Consider the following 20,097-nt stretch of genomic DNA (forward strand, 5'->3'; position numbering starts at 1 on the left):
GCATAGGATTGAGCAGCACACTGCCAGACCTCGTCTTCCAACCCCGCATTGATCATTCTTCACCTTCGACATCTCACCGAAATGCGATTTTCGGTTAAATACAGCGGTATCGCCACTTACCAGAACACTACGCTCCCGCAAGAGCATGGCCAGCTTGAATGAAGTCCGGGCGTTGTCTGGCACGGGAAACTCAATAGACGGACTTATCTGTCTTTAAAATTTGCTGTGTCGGTTTTCTTTGTTTTCAAAGAGAAAGCAGCTCGGCCTTGCGGCCTTAAGACCGACCTCTCTAGCCCCTGGCGGGGCAGCTTGATTCAGCTTCAAGACTGTGTTCAACAACCCGAAAATGCTAACCGTAAAAGCGTAGAAGCACAGCTACAAGCGTTCCGATCCCAGTCCGCGATCAGGAGTTTCGGATCGTCGCTTTTTCTTTTGCTCTCAAATATAAGAGCTCCGTCTCGTTTGAAATTTTTAAAGGGGGTGGGGTGGAAATAAATGGGTAGCTTCCGACGAACGGTAGCCGTTTTGCCAAACTGGCAACGCCAACCTTCCGGTGCAGCAATACCCGCCAAGCCCAGTAACTACTGGCCTCCGGTTGTTTTCAGTGATTGAGAATCCGATCAAATTCTGGTTTTTGCTGCGACAGGCACTTCGAAGCCAAATTTCGGGTTTGTTCGCCCTGTCGCATCAATTCGTCAAGCTGGCTTGCGAAACCTAAGGGGACAGCACACTGCGTACTGCTTCTGAGCACCTGAGCCGCTGCTTGGTCGCTGTCACTGTCTGGGTGGTGGTGGCGACTTCAACCCTCAAGGCGTATTGCCCGGCGTATTTACGCTTTTGAAAGATGACGTCCAAGTGGCTCGCAAAGGCCTCTGCCAGTGCCAGATCATCCAGGTACAGTGTGTCGTACGTCAGCCGTCCGTTTGGGGACACGTAAAGCCCTGCCACCAGGTCATCGTCTTCGTAGTTGGGATTTTTCAGGTTGCTGGGTAGATGCTTGTGCGCAAGGTCGACCAGCACGGTCGCGTACTCGACGACCCGCTTATTCGGAAAATAGCCTTGAGAGGGAAGTTTGCTTTGATCCTTCATCAACGAACTCCTGATTGAGTCTGGGCACCGCCACAGAAATAGTCCATTTGCGGGGCGACTTGCGCAATAGCCGATGTTGAACCAGCCTAAATGGCGGCATTTTGTCAGCAAAGTCCACGGCACACGGGCTTCCCGCTCCGCGTGCGCGCATTTTCGGGGGGCCTATGGTTCCAGGGGAAAGCGACGCTCAACGTTTGATGAGCGCATTGGTCAAGGCTACCAAGCTCGACCCATCAATGGTCTCGGAACGCCATGCTCTGCTGCGCCAGATCAGCTCGATTCTCTGGTGGCTGAATCCTGGCCATCCGGCACTGAGCATCCCGGCGCTGAACCGCTATCTGAGTCTGCCGATCGAGAGGTGGATCGACGATCAGTACCGACAGGGCTTTGAGGGTTGCCTGCAAGTCAACGATGAACCCAGCACTCTTTGCGATGAAATTGCACTTGAGTACGACCCCAGGACTGGTTGGGAGAACGTGCAGAGCATCGTCAAGGATGTCCGCGACCGTTGTCAGCACCGTCCCCGTGGTGACGACGAATACCGTACCTTCCGCTTGTTTCTTTGTGAACACCCCCACATCCACAGCTCCCAGGCGCTGGATTTTCTCGTCGAGCTGGGCGTTCAGTTCAAGTCGCTTTTCGAACAAATTCCGGAACAGTTCACCAGAGCGGGAAAATTCTACCCCTGCCCATCGTGTGGTTGGCCAATGCAGATTCAGCGATCTGAGGTGTGTTGCGGTTCCCAATGGTGTGAAAAATCGGTAGGTGTGTGTCGGTGGTCAAACGGACAACTCTACCGTTTAGACACCGGGCGTTCAGTGCCCGCAGTCGATGCGCAAGATCGATACAGGCTAAACACTGCGCTCTGGAAGTTCACATTGATTCCGGGCCTTCTGGAGCGTCGGCTGCATGACCGCCTCGCAAAGCTTGGGCTGCGTCCTACCCTGTGGCCCGACGTTGATCTCAGCGACGTAAAAGTCGAAGTCGGCGATCTGGAAATCTGGCTGGACGCCAAGGTATGGCGCTCGACGCGAATGTTAGGCCATCGCCTGGCCAACACCGATGCAAAAGGCATCTGGATCGTCATTCCCGACTACCAAAAAGGTGAGGTGCCCTCTCTGCGCGAGCAATGTGAGTACCACCTGATACTCACCGAATCACAGTGTGTCACCAAGATTGCGCGCCTATGCCGACGCTAACCGAGAACGCGACCAGCCTGGCGCTCGCACTCGCGATCAAGCACATCAGCAAGGAGCCCATACTGGCCGATGCGCAAGCGCTGCTTATGGGGCGCCCTCACCTATGGATCGGCTGGGAGACGGCCTCTCAGGTGGCGCGCAGGCAGATCATGGAACTGATTAAGTACCGCCCGTACGACCTCAATTTCAGCGGTAATTTTGTTAGCCAGGCCAGTAAGCTTCTCCTGTCGAAGAAATATCCTTATCACCCGGTCGAGCCCGAGCGGGCAAATGACGACCTCTCAACAGCCAAGATCGGAGAAAGGGATCTTTATTGCCTCAAACCGGGTTTTGATCTCGACGGCCTCATCGATGAGCTGCTCAATGCCATCAGACAGTTGCCCACCGCATCATCGTCCCCGCCTCTACCCGAAGCCGGCCCGGTCAAGCTGAGAGAGCACACAGCCGACGGTTATCGAACCTTCGTCATCCCCGAAGAACTCAGGCCCAGGCTCGACCCGCCCGACACCCTGCTGAAGATGAATGAGGCTCCCTACGTCGCCACCCACTGCTGGGACTGGCAAACGCTCCATGACCTGGCAACGCGGCTGGACGCGGCAGCGGCAGCCCCCCAACTCAATTTACACGCAAGCCACCGAGTATCGCTGTCGAACATTGTCCCCAACCATGGACGCGTGGAGGCATCTGCCGGTTCGTTCTATCGCGCAAACGCGCCCACTGGCTCAGGAAAAAGCGTCGCAGTGAACCTCATGGCGCTGGCTAGTGCGTTGGCAGGAAACCGGGTTGTCATCGCGGTGCCGACCCTGATTGATGTTCGCAACACGGTAGAAACGCTCAAGCGAGAAGCGAAAGTTGTCGCCAGTCACGTGCGCATAGCCCCCTTGCATTCTCAGCGCAAAATCGCCAGCGCCGGAAGTTACTACCTGGCAAATGGACGGGATGATCACCCCTATGATTACCGCTGTTTAATGGATTATTGCGCCACGGACGCAAGCGTTAGCGAGCCGGACGACGAGCCCTGCTTTAACCTCAATCTGGTTCGCCATAACGAGGACAAGGAAGCAGCAAAGAGGCTGCGCAACTGCCCGCTGCTGGCTCAGTGCGGCAAACGCACAATGCTTGAGCAAGCGCTGTCGGCGGACATTGTGGTTGTGAACCACCATGCCTTGATCTCCAGCACTACACGGATTCCCGTCGAGGGAAACGGAGCATCGACTCATAGTATCTTGGAGCTTTTGCTGCGTTCCGCCCCCCTGTTTCTGATCGATGAAATCGATGGGTTACTGCAGAGCGCGATTGACACCAGCAAATTTGAGCTGCCATTGAGCAACCACCGAGAGCACAGCAGCCTGGCGGATCTGTACCTGGAGGTCTTTGGCAAAGACAGCATCCCAGACCTGGATGACGGTGTGCTTTTTCGTGTGCAGCGTGCGTGCGCTGCCGTCATCATGAACACTACCCGCCTGATCAGCCTCGCGCGCAACAAGCTGCAGTGGCCAAACAGAGAGACCGTCTGGGAGCGCGCTGACGACCTTTTCATCAGCGAAAGCCTGGGTGTACCCGCTGAGGGGTTGGACGCGGTGTGTGGCTTCAGCGACGAGCCGGTAGCCTCTGACTTTCTTGACCTGCAGGCCTTGCTTCGCACGTTTTCCCGAAACAACGCGCTACCCGCGCCTGAGGAGGTTTACCTCAATATTGCCATTGCGCTTGACCGCCTGAGTGAAGCCAAACTTCTGGGCAAGCATCTGAACGATGACAAGATCAAACGGCTGATCGCAGCCTTGGTGTTGCGAGCCAGCCTGCATTACATCGAAGAAAGCCTGCGCACGCTTTACGCAGATATTCCGGCGATGGTTCGAGCCAAGGTGCCTTCAGCCGTAAGGGTTCAGCAGGATCTGGCCGGCTCAGCACCGTTCAGCCCCACGCCTTTGGGCCCACTGCAACGTGTCGTTTATGGCTTCAAGCGCAAGCGCACGGGGCGCAGCTCCTGGTCGTTGCAGGTGGTGGCCATGTGCGGAGACCCTCATCGCACGCTCCAATTTCTACCTAACCTGACGTCCCAGATCTACGCTGGGGTTGAGCGAACGTTTATCGGCTTCAGCGCCACGGCCTACTTCCCGGGCGCCAGCAGCTTCGATTTACGCGCCAAGACGTTGGTGGATGTACCCGACGCCAAAGGCCACATCCGGTTCGAGAATATTCACGGCAATTTCCATGTTTCTGGTTCGGACATTGAGAATCGCCTCGAAAACGTTCGCCGCTTGGGACAGGAAATAACACCTTGGCTCAACGCAAAACTTGCTGCGCTTCAAGCCTGCGATGAAACCCGCGAGCGCGCGCGCCTGTTGCTGGTCACCGGCAGCGATGCTGAGGCCGAAGAGTTGGCGTCCACACTGCACGAGGTCAGCGGCGGCACCAGAAAAGTCGCCTGGGTGCGTGGTGGGAAGAGAGAGGATCGACAGGATCGGTTACCCCGCAGCCAGCGAATGACCTACGACAGTTTGGTTGATTTTGCCGACGGGCCAGGTGCTGAGGTGGAGCTGCTTGTGAGCTCCATCTATCCGATGGCAAGGGGGCACAACCTCGTTACCCGCAAAGGCATATCAGCCTTGGGTGGAGTGATCGTCTGTGTACGCCCAATGCCCTCCTCCGATCAACCAGGCAACAACCTTGCGCACCTCTGCTACATCGTCGGCGACCAGGTGTTACCCAATGCAAGCCCGGGTTTGGCGCTTGTTGAGGAAAGGTTGCTGGCGAACAGGACGCTCAATGGCATACGTACCTCACCGCCCTACTTCAGCCGACAGCCGAAGGCGATCCGGCACTTCACCATGATGAACGTCCTGGTCACTCTGACCCAGCTGGTGGGCCGTGCGCGCCGCGGCGGCACGCCAGTTACCTGTTATCTGGCCGATGCTGCGTTTTACGATGGGCATACAACGTGGTCGCAACTCCTCTCCGCCACCATCACCACGCTTAATGAAGCCGGTCATTGGGACGAGTTTTCACGGCATCACGCCGGTCTTGTCGACGCCATGAACCAATACATTGATGAATCCACACCTGACTTGAGTCCGAGGTATCACGATGACCCACCTACTGAGGACTAACCTTTTCCAGTTCGACCCCGAAGAACTTCCTGCGGTGCATCAGTTCAAGGCGACGGATGAGTATTGTCATGGATGGAAACGACTTACCCAGCTCTTCAAAAGGCCCAACCTTCCCACCGGTGGTTTGGAGGAGATCCTCAGCGCCGTCGCCGGCGGGCCCGTATGGGTGAACTACAAGCCCGATACAAAGGCTTCGGCACCTGCCATCGCGTCGGTGAATCCTCTTTCGCATCAGCAGCTGTGCGCAGCGATCAATTTCTGGGCTGATGAGACGGCTGAGGGGACGCAGGAGGTGACGTCATTGCTGCAGCCAGGTGAGCCAACGCTGCTGCACGCATCAACGCTTTTTGCTGACCCCAAGCAGTCGAACACGATGTACAAGATTGTGCCCTGGATGCTGGCTCAGCGAATGGCAGAGCGGCCGATGGAATCGTCAAAGCCATTGAGCCTCAGGCTTTGCAGTGACGCCACGCTGCTCGCCTGGGATGAGCCGTTGACCTATGCGAATGAAGGGCGGCAAGCAATCGCTATGCACGCGATCACAACCCAGTTGGTGCTGCTCTACCGTCGCCAGCAGCCTTACGCGGCGGTGTGCGTGCATTTGAGCCACATCTTGCCCCAGTGGCGCCACGCCACAAACAAGGTCTGGTTTGATACCGGGCACGGAATCTCCAAGTTCGCCGTACATATCCCGCCCATGACCGCGGACGGCAGATTCGAGACGCGATACAGCACCGTTGCCCCTACGGTGCTAAAGCGACTCGGCATTGCAGAGCTCCCGCAGCTTGGTCAGGGCGATCTGCCGCTGATAGGCCAACTGCGACCTATCCACGCTCACGTGCCGCCGTTTTGGCCAGTCGGCAACGGTGCCGGCCCTTTGTTCCTGGATCAGGCAAGTTTTCATTTCCAGCGATCAGTATCAAGTGCCAAGCCCATGCTCGCCCGCCACTTGGGCAACATGGTTGCTGTGCCTGCGAAGGGTGAGGATCCAGAACAGCCTCCAATCAAAATCGCGGTAATCACGGCCCACACGGACATCATGAGCCGTGTCGCTGACGTTCAGGAGCGCCTAGACGACCTTACGCCAGTTTTCGATGACGGAGTAAGGCCAATGCTGATCCTTCAGCAGGTACAGCGTCCAGGGGCCCTACAAGCGTTGACTGAGCTGACCTCCTACGAGCACGTGAAGCATTGGTTCGACAGCGAGGTCTTACCGCGTGTTGAAGAACTGGGAGCAAAGGTCGCCATAGTCGAATCCGTGCCTGCCGTCGCCACCAAAACGGAGACCGACCCCAAGCACATCCTCAGGGCGCTCTTTGCGAAGCATGGAATTGCTACACAGTTCCTGTGGCACATAGCGCCCGCGCCCGGCGCTGGTAATGTCTCCGAACCGAGAAGTCCAGCTCCAGCTTCTGCGGATCGAAAAATGGGTAAACGAATTTCCAAACTGGTATCCAAGCGACAATCTGCCGCAGAGTCAGTCGAAGACGCCGTGGATTTCCCAGCGCTCAATAGCTTACTCGACGCCGTTAGAAGTACCGGATACGCCCCCCAGCCCTTGCGTCAGCTCAGAGGAATGGCCAGCGGTACCACCGTGCTCTCCATCTACCTTGAGACCATCCGGCCGCAATCCACCGACCTCTACCTCCCAGTAGTGACTAGGACGATAATTGGATCACGCGATTTAGAGGTCTATTGGCCCTCAGCTATCGGCAACGGAAGCGCTTCGACACCGCCTCTCGCATCGCTAGTTGACGGATGGATGAGCTATCAGGAGGGGTTGTGCCGTATCCATGCGACCTCAAAACTGATGAATCAAGATGAAGCGACCAGTTTCATCAACAGGGCGATGCTGGCCCCGACTGCTGTGGCAGGCACTCCTTTGATCGTGCTGATGAGCGCTGGACTCAAGAAACTCTACCCAGGCCTCAACGATGGTGCCGGACACGGCTTGCCTGCGTTCCCCCGAGGCGCTTGGGCGTTGCGTGTGAGAGCCGACAGTCAGACGGCCCAGATGACCGGGGTACACAGCAAATCACCCTCGGCTCCTATGTACATCGGCTCAAAAATCGGGGTACATCAGGCAGAAGACCAGGCCAATGTCTATTACTTCACCTCTTTCACTAAACATTACAGCCGCATGCAATCGCAGCGTCACCAGACACGCTACGACATCAGGCAATCCCGGCTGAGAGACCCATGGCAACAACTCGGAGTCACCGAGTTCGTCGTGATCCAACCAGGCGACTTCGCGACCGCTGATCGTATGGCCCTGCAGGTAGGACTCTGGTGCAAATTCGCTCCAATGTGGGATGGATATCTGCGGTTTCCATCCCCTCTGCACGCAGCACATCAGATCGCCAAAGATCACCCGCTAATCGAGCGGCACCGTAAAAGCAGTTTTTAAGGATTGGCCATGTGGCGGCCGCGATTTTGGAACCCCATTATGAATTGCGTCGAACGCTACGATGCCTATGATGGGGTGGAAGGCCCATCTAGGCCGCTATCAAGGAGCTTTGCTTTGCCCAACCTTACCGACACAAAACTTGTTATCGCTTACCCATCGCTGCCTATCAGGGCAATCGTTGCTGCGGCCGTGCCGTTCTTGGTGTATGCGGCTGGCACGCAGTCAACCCTGCCTCTGGATCTGGTTAATTCATTGGGTGTTCACGAATTTACCGGCCAACAGCTGTATGCCTGGGCAATGGGGGGCTACGCGATCGGATTGATGAATATCTCGAAGTTTGACAAACGGCTGCACCGCAAGCACCACACTGACATTTCCCGCTTCAACTCTATGGCTGAGCTCGAACGTCGTGCAGGCGATCACTACCCGCTTGCTGCCCAGTACGCGCGTGAGGAGCAGCGTCTTCTTCGCAACCGCTACGGGAGCTTGCTCGATCCTCGCACCCCTCGTGTCATGAAAGCCATTGGGGTCGCCATCAAGTCGCTCAAGAAGCTCTTGGGAGCCGATTGATCTTCGACGGACTCGATTGCGACGGAGCTCCACACTATGCTGGCCAGAAAGGCCGGCATGCTTGTCCTAAAACCAGGTGGGTTATGGATGCTATGAATCAGATTCAAGACTTGGACGACAATCTCGAACGACTCAAGGCACTGGCCGCGCTGCTGGAAAAGCAGATGGGTAAATGCCCAGCGTCCGAACTCAGGTTTTGCACTTGGATTGCCACGTGGACTCGCACCCCAGAAGGATTACGTGACGCCGAGAAGGATCTGCCTCGGTTACCCGAGGCGCTGCGTTATGACTACGCGGCCTGGATACACGATGGCGCAAAGTAAGCGCACATGAAGTGAACAGTCATTTCGCCCCCCCTTACAGCCCCAGATCCGTAGATAAATAGTTGTCAATTATGGGGGCCGTGGCGTGTTGGGCCTGGATAAGCGACTGCTGCAGGTGGCGTTGGAGGAACCAGCGCAGTTCGACACGCAATTCCAGATGCCCAACCGCTACCGAAGACGCGTAGCGGCCACCCAGAAGTGCTGACTCCAGCGAACGGTATGTCGCCGTCCCAACGCAGGTGGGATACAGTCGAGTGAGATCCTGCAATCCCGGACGCCGCTTGTAGTCATCGAGGGCCATTCGCAGCATTGACTCAAGACTTGCGCCGTAGACCTAGGCCGCAAGCGACCAAATTTGCCATTCGACATCTAAATCCAAACTCTTTCTTTAAGGCGTGTTGCACTTGCGGTGGTGCAGGTCAGACCGCGCAACGGCGCGACTGGGCTGCGCTGTCCTGCGTCAGTTCGGAAAATCGTCAGCAGTCTAATGGTTTGCGTTAGCGACAATACTTCGCGAAACCGACTTTGTTGCTTATCGCATCAGGCAAGTGCAGCAATCACCGCACCTCTTCAGCAGTTCGCTTGAAACCGCTGCGACAACACCGGGTGTGGGGGTCGAGGATCGAAGGTCAAAACATGGCAAAGTCGTGATCTGTTGGGCTAGTCTCGGCCCATGTGAACGCAGCGTCTCAGAGGGGTAGGTAATGATCTTGGACTGTGAGACCTATGGCTCTGCCATTACCAGCCTTTCTGAGATTTTTTCGGTTCCGGTACGAGCCATCGAGACCCTACTTCGAAGCATAGATCTGGAGGCTGATTATGATACCGGATTGATCCCGTGCTCCCCAGATACCTACCTAATTGAAACGTGCAAGAAAAAGTTGAACGCTCAGTCAAAACGCTTGAGCGAGGTGTGCTGGTTCCACCTGACCCGCGTACGCCCTGATACTGACTTTACGAACGAATACTGCCGCTTGGCGCAATCCTCAACGACATCTGGGGGATGCTAGGCGAACTCATGGATACGCCTTTACGCAGGGACAATCTGGCGGCGCTCCGGTGCGAAGGGGTCGGGGACTTCCAGTATGGCCTCAAAACTGGAGATCCTTTTCATCATGGCCCTTACGCCATGCTTGTCCGCGAGGTGGCATTTCATTCTGCCAAGGTGTCAAACCACGACTACTTGCACTTGCCCGAGATCATTGAGGACATCTGTAACGGCTACGAACATCGCTTCGGCGAATCCATAATGGCGATAGTGTGCGGGGGCCTGCACAAGTGCATTGTGAAATTCAGCTCAGCCAAGGTATTGGATGATCATCTTTTAGGCGTTGCTCTGCTCTACTGCTGGGGCGAGATCAACAATGAAGAATTTTCCTCTTACGCCAATACCTGCTTCGACGCTGAAGCTCAGCGAATCGAGCCACATGCGATCCTGAGCGTCACCAAGCTCTGAGCCATCTTGACGGTACTCTCCCATTTGTATGCGTGGGAGCAGGTCAGTGTCTAGTGCGTCACGATGATGGGCGCTGATGAAGGATATGTGAGCCAAATATTGCGACTCGCGGAAGGTTGGCCTCGCGTCGCTCCTGCTCGATTCAATCATAGGATAGCTGTTGATCCATCCAGTGTTGGACGCTAACCTAGCAGGAGCACATTTGTACTCCTGTGGTATTCCCTATGACCGATCCAACCGATATCCCAGAAAACTCCCCCTTTGATCTCGGTATGCGTACTGTGCTGGAGAGCTACCAGCATCAGTGCCTGATGCTGCTCGATGAACTCCACGAAGCCTGGGCAGACATCAGGAAGCTGAAAGGCGATGCACGCACTCTGGTAGCGATGAATGATGCTCTGACAGCCGAGCTGAGGGCGCTGAAGGCCGCCCGATAGACAGCACATTGAACAGGCCAGTAGCGCTCAATGGCAAGGCGTAGACTGGAGACGGACGCCGTGTTGCTGAAGCTCGCCTCGCAGGGCTTCACCTTTCAGCAGAGCGATGCTTTCGGTCGTCGACTGCCCTCGCGTGTTGAGCCCCTACGCAGACCAGCACGGTGAGAGTGACGCAGCGTGTTTTCTCATTTTTTCCGAATTATCCCCCCTGACCAGACTCAAGGAGATCAATAAAGTCAGCTCCAACGCACAAGCGTTCAACTCTGACTTTCCAAGGAGCAAGCTCATGTCCAAAAAAACGTCTGCAAGCAAGCCCAAACCGATGACGCAAGAAGCCAAAGCACGAATCTACCAAGCGACGGCGAGCGAGAATGGAGGCACTATCCCGGCGGAAAGCTTCGCTGCCCGAGCAGCAAGGGCGGCAGATAAGACAACAAAATAACTAAGGCTAGGTGTCCAAGGAGGACTGCCTCCTTGGGCCAGGTGATTGAATGAAACTCCCAGTCTCACCCTATCCATCCATCGGTGAAGTTGTCTATGAACTGGCCACTCGTAGCGGGTTGGTACTCTCGACGGAGACTACTGGTCTCTACGACGATCTAAAGGCTTACAAGGATGAACGCAAGCGGCCTGCTCTTGACCCAATCGAAATTCCCAGCACCATCCTGTCGGCGCTCGAAAAACGTTTGGCAACGTTCATTGGTGATGAGCCACTCGCCAACGCCATTTTTTTGAGCTTTCGCCGTTGGCTTGAATACTACGCTGCACTGATTCCAAAACATGAAGCAGGTCTTCTCGACCGGCGTGACATGATGAGCCTGCTTTGGCCGACCATTTTTGCGTTCGGTGCGAGTGTTACCTTGAGGATGATCCACTGTGCTCTCCCGATCGTTGCACTGCAAAAAATCTTGTTGGACGCAGCCCCGTTCGGTTGCCTCGTGAAAGCGTTGTGTACTTGGGGTGCTAAGGACTACGCAAAAATTTGCGAGTACCGGGCAGTCACAAACAATATCGATACCGACAATTGCAGAGACACTCTCGATGGGTGGCTGGACGGCCCAGGAGTTCCGAATCTAGATAGGGCGGACGAGATATTGCGGGCGCTGGGTTTGGGCTCGGAGTTCGGCCCAAAACTGTGGGTGGTGACTGCAAGGCTGCTGGGAAGGACGCCTAAGCAGTCTCGCGAGGCAATCGCGAATTTCCTGAGCCTTCCTGACGACGCCCTAACATGCGAAGAAGCTTTCTTTTGGCTTAAGCGACAACGAAAGATGGATCGAGTGCAGGGCCTGAATATCGGCCCGGATCGACCCATCTCTGCACTGAGGGAAGCACTTTACAATCCATCCATCTCCAGAGACGCGGCAGCCGTCGAAGACATGTTGGGCCGCCTGGAAAAAACCTGGGCGCCCATTGCCTCGCAGACGTATCACATTATCGATTGGCTTCGCGGTCGTTTCTTGGTTCTGTCAGGGCGCAACGAAGAGGCGATGAAATACTACCAAGCCGCCTACAATCATGGTGTTGGGAGAGAGGCTGATGTATTCAAGCATGTCCTGCCTGAGGCCTTGGCACTTGCCGGCAGGCTCGGGAAGAGGAAGTGGGTCTTGCGCTTCGACTCGTTACTGGGCTTGCACTGGAAAGGCGGCTGGGATGGCGACTTCGAGTCTTTACCTGCTTTTTTTGAGCAGCAATTCGACAGCCGCCTGTTCTATCCAGGCCACTAACTTAATCAGCTATCAGGGAGCTCGGAGTTTCGATCGTCACTAGCGATCCTCTGTTGAAACGATCAGTGATCAATCGCTCCCCCCCTCGCGCCAAAATGCTGGTGAGCTTGGAGGTCTGGAAAACTTGCCGCCTACGGTGCCTCCGAAGATACTCATCAGCCGTGTTTGGCCTTCCGCGCGGCACCTGCCCCGCAAAACAGCTTCAGCAGTCGCGCCGTTCCCCGCCGGTAGTGGCGCCGTTCCCCGCCGGTAGTGGCGCTTATCGGCGGAGAACTCAATAGAGACTCCCTTTCCAACTCTAAGCTCTCAGGAGAGCCGGAAAGATTCCTCACTCAGGCTGGGGACGCAATCGATTATTTCGCCGTTCCAGCAGCAATTGTACGCGCCGGAGCGGCCGCGATTGGTACTGCACTCAGAATACGTTTGAGCTCGATCCCCAGTGCCTCCCCTTCTGACTCAGTCCCGATTTGCCAAGCTCCGACCCCATAGTCCGCATGATAGGTCGGGCTGATAAGCGGCGTTACTTTGTCTGCCCGAGGTATCAGCAGCAATGAAACGTCAGGCTTGATGCCCTCCCACCGGAGACTGTCGTGATAAATGTGCGCTGACTCCATTGCATCGAGGACGCTGGCGCGAGCGGTGCGATACTTCGCGTCGAAAACCAGGAAGCGCTTCGCCGAAGGCGAGTCCAACGTCACGATGATGTCCGGATATCGCTCTCGCGATAAGCTCTGGAAACCGCGATGCGCAGGTTGATCAATCGCTGGGCATCGGACTTGGTAACACGCCTCAACGGTTACATCGGCCGCTTTTCCCCGCCATACGATTTCTTTTAAGCCCAATGATCGATATTCACGGCTCCAGACGAGTTCAGGGAACTGACGTTGCAGCTCTGAGACTACCGTCACAAAGCACCACCGCTCATAGATCTCCCATGTTGGGCTGATCCACAGCGTCTCATCAGGATCCGTCCCCAACCACCCTGAACGCAACACGTACCAACCAAACCGATAAGCTCGCGCATATGCAGGGTGAGCAGAGATCGCATTCAATCCAGCAGCCGATAGACGTCTAGCAGTCACGATAGAGAAAGGTCTCGCGCGTTGAAGCCGTTCAAGCTTGCGAGCAAGCGCCTCGGTGAACGCGATTCGACGTACGAGCCTTGGCGTTAACGCTGATCGGGTTTCGCTGACCACCTCAGTTGCGGCGGCATGTTGAAGCCCCCTCACCACCTGCCGGCAGCGTCTAAGAACATCGAAGAGAACAAGTCCAACGGCCTGATTCGCCGGATTGTCCTCCTCCTCGTAAGATCTGCTGACCTCAAAGCGAACAGTGTTCAAGGCCGGACGCTGAGTACTAGCAGGATGCAACAGTGCTTGCCCTGTTGGCCCTCTGAGTGCCTTGTGCACGGACGCAGAGTCCAACCGCTTGACCGTGTGGGCACTCACCGAGGTGCGGTCGCTCTTCAAGATTGTTAACGGCCGCTGAGATATCTGTTTGAGCGCGCGGTGGAGCCGATCTCCATAGCGTCTCAGCCTCGCATACTGCAGATGCGGGTTGGTTAGAGCTCCATCATGGCCAATTCCAAACTGAGCCTCTTCTGTGCCCAGAACGAGAGTAGGGTCAAAATCCAGAATCGTCTCAACCATGGCAGCGAATACCTGGCCTCCAAGCTTGTTATCAGCTGCTGAGACGTCCAGCCGGTAACTGGAGGCAGTCCGCCCCTGGTCATCCAGAAGCTCTGCCGCGACCTCTCCCGCATAAAAGCCTGGCGACCATAACCATGCACACGCCCCATTTTGGTCGACCGTCTCGATCAAGACGTCATCAACGTAAAAGGAAAAGCCTTCAAGCGCGGTAAAACAATAAGTCTTCTTCTCCATGAAACCTGGGTTCAACTGACCTGGGTGCACGTCAAATCGAGCATCCCCCTGCTCTACCTGCAAGATGATCGACATGGTCTACCGCCAGAATCTGGTAGAGCCGGAGTGAGCTAGGTCGTCCGCCATTTCCCTGACCTTGCGCATCGACATTCCCAACCCCGCATGTTTCAGCGTGGTATGGAGCAATGTGAAGACCTCCTGCAGTCGAGGGCTGTCTTCACCTCGCAACTTGGGGAGTATCTTCGAATAAATGGCATGGTCGAGTGCACGTGAGAACTCGATGATACCACCCGCCTGTGTTTGCTGCAGATAGCCGACCACGTCGTTGAGCGTGCGCCATCCGAAATGCAGTCGAGCTGGACGAAGCACATCCATGAGAGAGGACATGAGATTTCTGACGATTGAAATCTGTTCATCCTCAAGCGAGCTGTTCTCCCAGCCTGGAAATGCTTTGACCTCAATGTCCCAAAATTCGATCACAGAGGCTCGATCCAGCACCTTGTCGCTCAGTCCATGAGTGGTCTCGTCCATGTTCACGGTGCCGATGATCACGAGGTTGCTCGGATACGGAATGCCTGGAGGGACACCATCGATCTCGTCGACTTGACCGTGAAAGACGATCGTTTCGCCGGTTTCCATCGCTGAAAGCAGAGGCGCCAGATATTGTTCCGGATGAGAGAGGTTCATTTCATCAAGAACCAGTGTGTAGGGCTTCGTCGGGTTGGCGCTTGCCTGCAGGAGAAAATCCAGAACGCCGGTACGCACATACGCGTCTGACTCCAGCGGATTAACGTAACCCAGCAGACTCGTGTAGTCGTGCCAGCCTGGCTGGACAGGCACGATCAGCAATCCTTCACTTGGCTCGGGATCGTCCTGCCACAGACTCAGTGCATAGTTACGGGCAAGTTGCGTCTTCCCCGCGCCGCTCAAGCCTGTCAGCACCGCGAAATGACGCCTCGGGTGCCCCCACAATCCAGCATCAAGTTGTCCGATCAGCTCCTCTGGAAAGCGAAACTCTTGATCAAAGCGGTCAATCACGGCGCGTAGCTTCGGCCGCTCAATTTCGATATCGACCTGTATTGGAGCGGCCTGAGCCAAGGACGGGCTGAGACCTGGAATACTCGCAAGGCCCTTAGGCTCCCAGTGAATGCGATTAACCCACTGCTTACCCCTTTCGGTGAGGCTCAGCACTTTCTGGGAGATCGTGACCAGATCAAGGTACCTGAACCAACCAATAATCGCTGATGGTGCGAAATCGGTCGTCCATCCAGGGTTTGCTTTTCTGAGTGTGAGGATGGCATCGCGGTTGGATAACGGCGTGTCACGCAATGCCGCCAGCAAATAGTCAAACCCCAAGATGCGGGTGATCATCCAATCAATGATCTCATCTGGATCACCCGACTCCAGGAATGCCTCGCCGCGGGGTGTCAATTGCAGGTTGTTTGCGTTGGCACGCAGCACGCCCCATTCGGCGATCAGAGCATTCAGCTGAGTGTTGCAAGTCGACGTTTTTGATTGAGGGTTAATGGACTGCAAGTGTTGGATGAAGTCTTCACGAGTGCATCCATCTGTTGCAAAGTCGATCATGCTTTGAATGGTGGCAGGGCCTCCGCCAATCGCCAGCAAACCGCGCCTCCTTCTCTCAGGGGGCAAGGGCTTGAGTACTTCGTCACCAGTCTCTAGGTCAGATATTTCGGTGGCTTCGCCTTCTGGGTTCTGAACATAGTTGACGAACAGCAGCCAAGGCAGCGTCAAGCGTGAGACACCCTCCCTGGAATATACGTCAGCCACCTCACCCAGCACGTCATCTAACCGGTTCAATACGAGTCGGTGCAGATGACGCCTCTGACCGTTCAGTGGAATCCCCAAGGCATGAGCCAACTCGCGCAGTTTCCGATGATGCGCTATCGACGTGAAAGCGCCTGGGCAAAGCAACGCGAAGACGCGGTACATCTTGAGTCGAGGGTTTCTTTTGGTCAGCCCACCAACTGCGGACGCAATCTGAGCCCAAGCGTCAGCGATGAGCATTTCACTCTCAGAAGGATCGCTCGTCTGCGCGAACTTTTGCTTCAAATGCCAGAGGCTCTCTGCGATGGCCGAATTTTCGGCGACCGCAGAAATGTTGATGCGCCCCATGCCTGTTGCCGAAACAGCCTCGGTGTCCCAGAGCGCAAGTTGGAAGTCCTTGCTTAAGAACTCTTCATGAGACACATCCCTGACACGCACCAACCAACGCTGGAATTCGGTGATCCAGCTTTGATTACCCGCCAAGGACATTACCTGCTCCTGAAGACTAATACATGCAGTCTTCAGCTGTTCGTCATCCTTAAGATCCAGCAAGTCCATTCTCCACCAACGATATTTTTAGATGGCGAGATAATGTCACTGCTGCGGACTGGAAGCCAGATCCGACCTTTGATGTAGCAGGAAGTAAGCGAGAGCATTCACTATCCCTCACCCTGCATGACTTAGTCGTAGGCTGACGCAACGGCTTGATGGGTTAGCCATTATCCTGGAGCTAGACAATCCGCCATCGATTTGCTGACAAATTGCCACTAGACATCATCCGTCAACCTCCGTAGCGTTCTGGCCGCATAGGGTTGCAAGATATTCATTATTCAAGGGACGTGTGATGGGCGAATGGTCAAAGAAGCTGGGCGAGCGCGGTGAACACATCACGGAGTCGCTGCTCAACCTGATTGGTTGGAAGGCAGCACTCAAGGGACACGAGTTCGACTGTGTGAAACCTGTCCCTCACAGCACGACCGGCAACCCCAGAAAAACCCATGGTGCCGATTTTGTCTTCAGCTGCCTATCGCCATTGGAGGATGGCGTCCTCAAGCACCTCGTTATTTCTTCGAAATTTACATCCGGCCAGTACCCAACTTCTCCTGGCCCATTGTTCAAAGAACATTTCACCGACCTTGCAACGACAGTCGAGTGCTTCAATCGCTCACCGTTGAAAAAGTCGATCAACTCGGGCTACACAGGCGCGACCGCTCAGTCGCTCGCTGGCATCCTCTGCTGGTTCAGTGCGGCATCGGACGCAGAGGAGGATGTGGTCAGTCACGTAGCGGGGTCGCGAAACCTCGACAGCTCCAACTATGGCACCATCTACGTCATTGATAATTACCGAGCTAGCTTTCTGTTCGACACCATTACGTACGCGAGAAATCGATTCGGTGCGGAAAATGTTCGTTTCCTCTACCCCTCTACGGGGAAAAACGTAAGCCCCATCGAGAGGGTCACAAACGGGACGATACTGCCTCCCGAATACCTCAACAGTGGTTTGATCCCCTTCTTCATCCAAGAGCATGAAAGGAAATCACTGCTCATCTGCTGTCAGGATCCTTTCAGCCTCGAAGCGGTAAAACGCATGATTGGCTTCTCGATGGAAATCGCCATGGAATTTCCTCACAAGGTGGCCCTCGCGTTCCCTGACTACAACTACGTAGATCATGAGGAAATTGCAGACATTGCGAGGCTGTCAATTGCGAACAAGGAGTTCGCTTCAATCGTCGAATTCGTATCCTACCAAGCCGATTTCAGGGGGTGATGCAGTGAGTAATCAAAATATTGACTCTATCCTTCCCCAAGGTGAAGCGCTGCGTACCTACCTTGCTCAGCCTTACATCAGTGCCGGCGACATCAAACACGTCCTGAAGAGCCGAGGCGTCTTCATCAACAGCTCAGAGAAAGAGCATTCCATCCCTGCTCTTACACTGTCATTGATACGTCCGAGCGAGTTTTCCGAGCTTCAACTTGCCTACACGACCAAGGAAGACAACCCCAAGATCACCACCCAGACGATCAAGTGGCAAGGTGAGGATACCCTGCTGGATGCGATACCTACCGTCATGGATGTCAACAAGCTGCTGGATCTTGAGTTCGTAAACTTCAAGGTCTTGGGAACGCCAGAATTCTATCCAGTCAACAAAGACCTCGACACGATCCGGATGGACTACCTGCTGGAACGGGTCGACCGCTCCAAAAGCTGGGCTGACTCGCACAAAAATTTCAAAGGCTCCATCGAGATCAAGAAAAACAAGGCTCAGGACGAGCTCATCCTGATCTACACGCACACTGCGCCGGAAACAAAGACGACAAACAAGGCGCTTTCGAAGCACCTGATTTCACATTTCAAATCGGTCAAGCAGATCAGTGAAAGTGAGCAGGCGACCTCGATTCGTTTTTGCGATTTTACCAACCAGAACAGGTTCAATTACTTGTTAGGGCTCACGCAGCACAGCAGATTGGTCGCACTGTCCTTTCAGGAGGTCGTCGACATCGGGATCTCGCCCGACCCAGACATCCTCCTCCCGGCAGCCCTGGACTGGATGAAGGAAAAGATTCGGAACCTGGACTTGAAGGGCTTCAGCCTTGAGCACTCAGACTTTCTCTCAGAAGTGTCCTACCGCCCTAGCCTGTTCCTTCACAGAATCGATGCCAAATTCCGGTTCAGCACCTCGGGCCTCGATGGTGATTGCGTCATCTCGCTGGGCTTCCCAGAATTTTCAGCGGGCCAGAAAAAAGACAGTGAGATTGAATTGAGGATCAAGCAGATCAGCTTTGACAACACGGGGCGGTCTATCGACAAGAATGACGCGAAGGAAACGATTCTGAAGGAGTTGGAATCCGAGAAGATTGAGACCTTCAAGACCCTATCGATTCCTGCCGGCGGTGCGGTTTCGCCGTAGTCTTGGTCTGAGCGGAGGCATTGTGTCCGGTGGAATGTGAGGTGCTAGCCGTCCTCCGCTCAGCAGTGACTACTCGCCCACGTCCCTACCGAGTTCATTAGACCATGGTCACCCATCAAGACTCTGGCTCACGAGCGAGGCAATGGCCGATACTAGCGACCACTTTCAGACAGCTCAAAAGGACTTGGTGAAATATGTCATTGGATGTGGCCTACAGCATTGAGGCTGACGATTTTGTCGACCCTGATCGCGCCTACGATTTGTTCTGGTCAGGGGTGATTACAAACAAGCGCGCATTCGTATGTCCGGCTGCTGACTGCTCAGCCCAGGTAACCTGCGCGAATCTGGACAAAGACGTCCAGAATATGAGGGTCGTCCCGCACTTCAAGGTTTACGGAGCTCATAGTGAAGCGTGCGGTATTGCCAACGGCGCCCCCGTCGACTTGGAGCTCGAACCCGCTGATCTGGATGGGCAAGAACGCAGAACTGTTGACCAATCCATTGTCGACGTGTTCAAGCTCGAACGGCCTGCCTCTTACTATGACGAGCATTCAGTCGAGCCTGGCGCGGACATTCATGTAGCTAAGAAGCGTGCGAGAAGCACCCGCCCTTACACCCCGAAGCTAGGGGAATCAGGAATAGTCGGGCCCATTTACTCGGTTCGATCTGTAGTCAGCAGATACATCCGATACCGTTCCGATGAGACCCTTGAGTTCCGGCGTTTGAACATCGCCGGGCAGGACGTGCCCTACGCCAGCATCTTCAAATGCATCTGGGAGCAGGATCTGGATGACCTGCCTGACCACCCCATCATTTACTACGGCTGGGCGTATGTTGACCGCACGAAATCCAATAATGGCTACCGAATCAAATTCAAAAAGAATTTCAAGCGAGGAGACGACAGCCTGATCACCTCATGCTTCGTCTCCGACACGTTCATAGAAAACTACAAGCTCAAAAACCTGATGGCGGTGCGGCTTTCCAAAATTGCCAAGAAGGACAAGCCGACAGCGTTCGTGTTTCTCTACGGCCAACCCGCAATACGGACGTCGAATGAGCGTGACTACGCAAACTTCGATCTGAAGAATCTCGACATGATCGATGTGAACTACGACTGCCCCCTACCACCTAGATACGATAAGTAGACAGTCTCACACTGCGGCAAAGGACGGTTCTGCAACGTCCTGCAAAGCCTGGCGAAC

General features: G+C 55.1%; 16 protein-coding genes. 12 read left to right on the forward strand and 4 right to left on the reverse strand.

Annotation, left to right across the window (positions count from 1 at the left end):
* Positions 1–714: 714 nt before the first annotated feature.
* A complete protein-coding gene (locus D3M70_RS26400; RefSeq protein ID WP_120128648.1) occupies positions 715–1,089 on the reverse strand; it encodes a hypothetical protein in 375 nt (124 codons plus the stop codon).
* Between the two features lie 197 nt (positions 1,090–1,286).
* On the opposite strand from D3M70_RS26400, the gene D3M70_RS31785 reads away from it, so the two are divergent.
* From D3M70_RS31785 to D3M70_RS26430, 5 genes are all read left to right on the forward strand, one after another.
* Complete coding sequence (locus tag D3M70_RS31785; protein ID WP_133306522.1) at positions 1,287–2,288, forward strand: hypothetical protein; 1,002 nt, start codon at positions 1,287–1,289, stop codon at positions 2,286–2,288.
* Positions 2,276–5,398 (forward strand): hypothetical protein, encoded by a 3,123-nt coding sequence (locus tag D3M70_RS26415; protein WP_120128653.1) that lies wholly within the window; start codon positions 2,276–2,278, stop codon positions 5,396–5,398. The genes D3M70_RS31785 and D3M70_RS26415 overlap by 13 nt, the downstream gene beginning before the upstream one ends.
* Positions 5,376–7,805 carry an RNaseH domain-containing protein gene (locus tag D3M70_RS32105; protein WP_165869897.1) on the forward strand — a complete coding sequence of 810 codons (2,430 nt, stop codon included), beginning with the start codon at positions 5,376–5,378 and terminating at the stop codon, positions 7,803–7,805. Before D3M70_RS26415 ends, D3M70_RS32105 begins: the two co-directional genes overlap by 23 nt.
* A gap of 114 nt (positions 7,806–7,919) precedes the next feature.
* Positions 7,920–8,375 carry a hypothetical protein gene (locus D3M70_RS26425; protein WP_120128654.1) on the forward strand — a complete coding sequence of 152 codons (456 nt, stop codon included), beginning with the start codon at positions 7,920–7,922 and terminating at the stop codon, positions 8,373–8,375.
* Positions 8,376–8,467: 92 nt separating this feature from the next.
* Positions 8,468–8,698, forward strand: coding sequence for a hypothetical protein (locus tag D3M70_RS26430; protein ID WP_133306523.1), 231 nt, complete (start codon positions 8,468–8,470; stop codon positions 8,696–8,698).
* A 34-nt stretch (positions 8,699–8,732) separates the two neighbouring features.
* On the opposite strand, the gene D3M70_RS26435 is transcribed toward D3M70_RS26430, so the two are convergent.
* Positions 8,733–9,008, reverse strand: a complete 276-nt coding sequence (locus D3M70_RS26435; RefSeq protein ID WP_120128657.1) for a hypothetical protein — start codon at positions 9,006–9,008, stop codon at positions 8,733–8,735.
* A 708-nt stretch (positions 9,009–9,716) separates the two neighbouring features.
* Between D3M70_RS26435 and D3M70_RS26440 the strand changes: the two genes are divergently transcribed.
* The 4 genes from D3M70_RS26440 (at position 9,717) to D3M70_RS26455 (ending at position 12,315) form a co-directional block, all read left to right on the forward strand.
* Complete coding sequence (locus tag D3M70_RS26440; protein WP_133306524.1) at positions 9,717–10,154, forward strand: hypothetical protein; 438 nt, start codon at positions 9,717–9,719, stop codon at positions 10,152–10,154.
* Between the two features lie 224 nt (positions 10,155–10,378).
* On the forward strand, positions 10,379–10,591 hold the full coding sequence (locus D3M70_RS26445; protein WP_120128660.1) for a hypothetical protein: 213 nt from the start codon (positions 10,379–10,381) through the stop codon (positions 10,589–10,591).
* 286 nt (positions 10,592–10,877) lie between these two features.
* Positions 10,878–11,033: a hypothetical protein gene (locus D3M70_RS32110; RefSeq protein ID WP_165869898.1), complete on the forward strand. Its 156-nt coding sequence runs from the start codon at positions 10,878–10,880 to the stop codon at positions 11,031–11,033.
* 49 nt (positions 11,034–11,082) lie between these two features.
* A complete protein-coding gene (locus D3M70_RS26455) occupies positions 11,083–12,315 on the forward strand; it encodes a hypothetical protein (protein ID WP_120128664.1) in 1,233 nt (410 codons plus the stop codon).
* Positions 12,316–12,668: 353 nt separating this feature from the next.
* On the opposite strand, the gene D3M70_RS26460 is transcribed toward D3M70_RS26455, so the two are convergent.
* Positions 12,669–14,273 (reverse strand): DUF2357 domain-containing protein, encoded by a 1,605-nt coding sequence (locus D3M70_RS26460; protein WP_120128665.1) that lies wholly within the window; start codon positions 14,271–14,273, stop codon positions 12,669–12,671.
* A 3-nt stretch (positions 14,274–14,276) separates the two neighbouring features.
* Positions 14,277–16,538 carry an McrB family protein gene (locus tag D3M70_RS26465; protein WP_177418483.1) on the reverse strand — a complete coding sequence of 754 codons (2,262 nt, stop codon included), beginning with the start codon at positions 16,536–16,538 and terminating at the stop codon, positions 14,277–14,279.
* A gap of 292 nt (positions 16,539–16,830) precedes the next feature.
* On the opposite strand from D3M70_RS26465, the gene D3M70_RS26470 reads away from it, so the two are divergent.
* The 3 genes from D3M70_RS26470 to D3M70_RS26480 all read left to right on the forward strand — a co-directional run bounded on the left by D3M70_RS26470 (position 16,831) and on the right by D3M70_RS26480 (position 20,040).
* On the forward strand, positions 16,831–17,754 hold the full coding sequence (locus D3M70_RS26470) for a hypothetical protein (protein WP_120128669.1): 924 nt from the start codon (positions 16,831–16,833) through the stop codon (positions 17,752–17,754).
* Positions 17,755–17,758: 4 nt separating this feature from the next.
* Positions 17,759–18,895: a hypothetical protein gene (locus tag D3M70_RS26475; protein ID WP_120128670.1), complete on the forward strand. Its 1,137-nt coding sequence runs from the start codon at positions 17,759–17,761 to the stop codon at positions 18,893–18,895.
* 194 nt (positions 18,896–19,089) lie between these two features.
* The gene (locus tag D3M70_RS26480) at positions 19,090–20,040 is read left to right on the forward strand and encodes a hypothetical protein (RefSeq protein ID WP_120128672.1); all 951 of its coding nucleotides are present in this window, start codon (positions 19,090–19,092) and stop codon (positions 20,038–20,040) included.
* Positions 20,041–20,097: the final 57 nt, after the last annotated feature.

Source organism: Pseudomonas sp. LS-2 (assembly GCF_003605735.1).
Taxonomy (GTDB): domain Bacteria; phylum Pseudomonadota; class Gammaproteobacteria; order Pseudomonadales; family Pseudomonadaceae; genus Aquipseudomonas.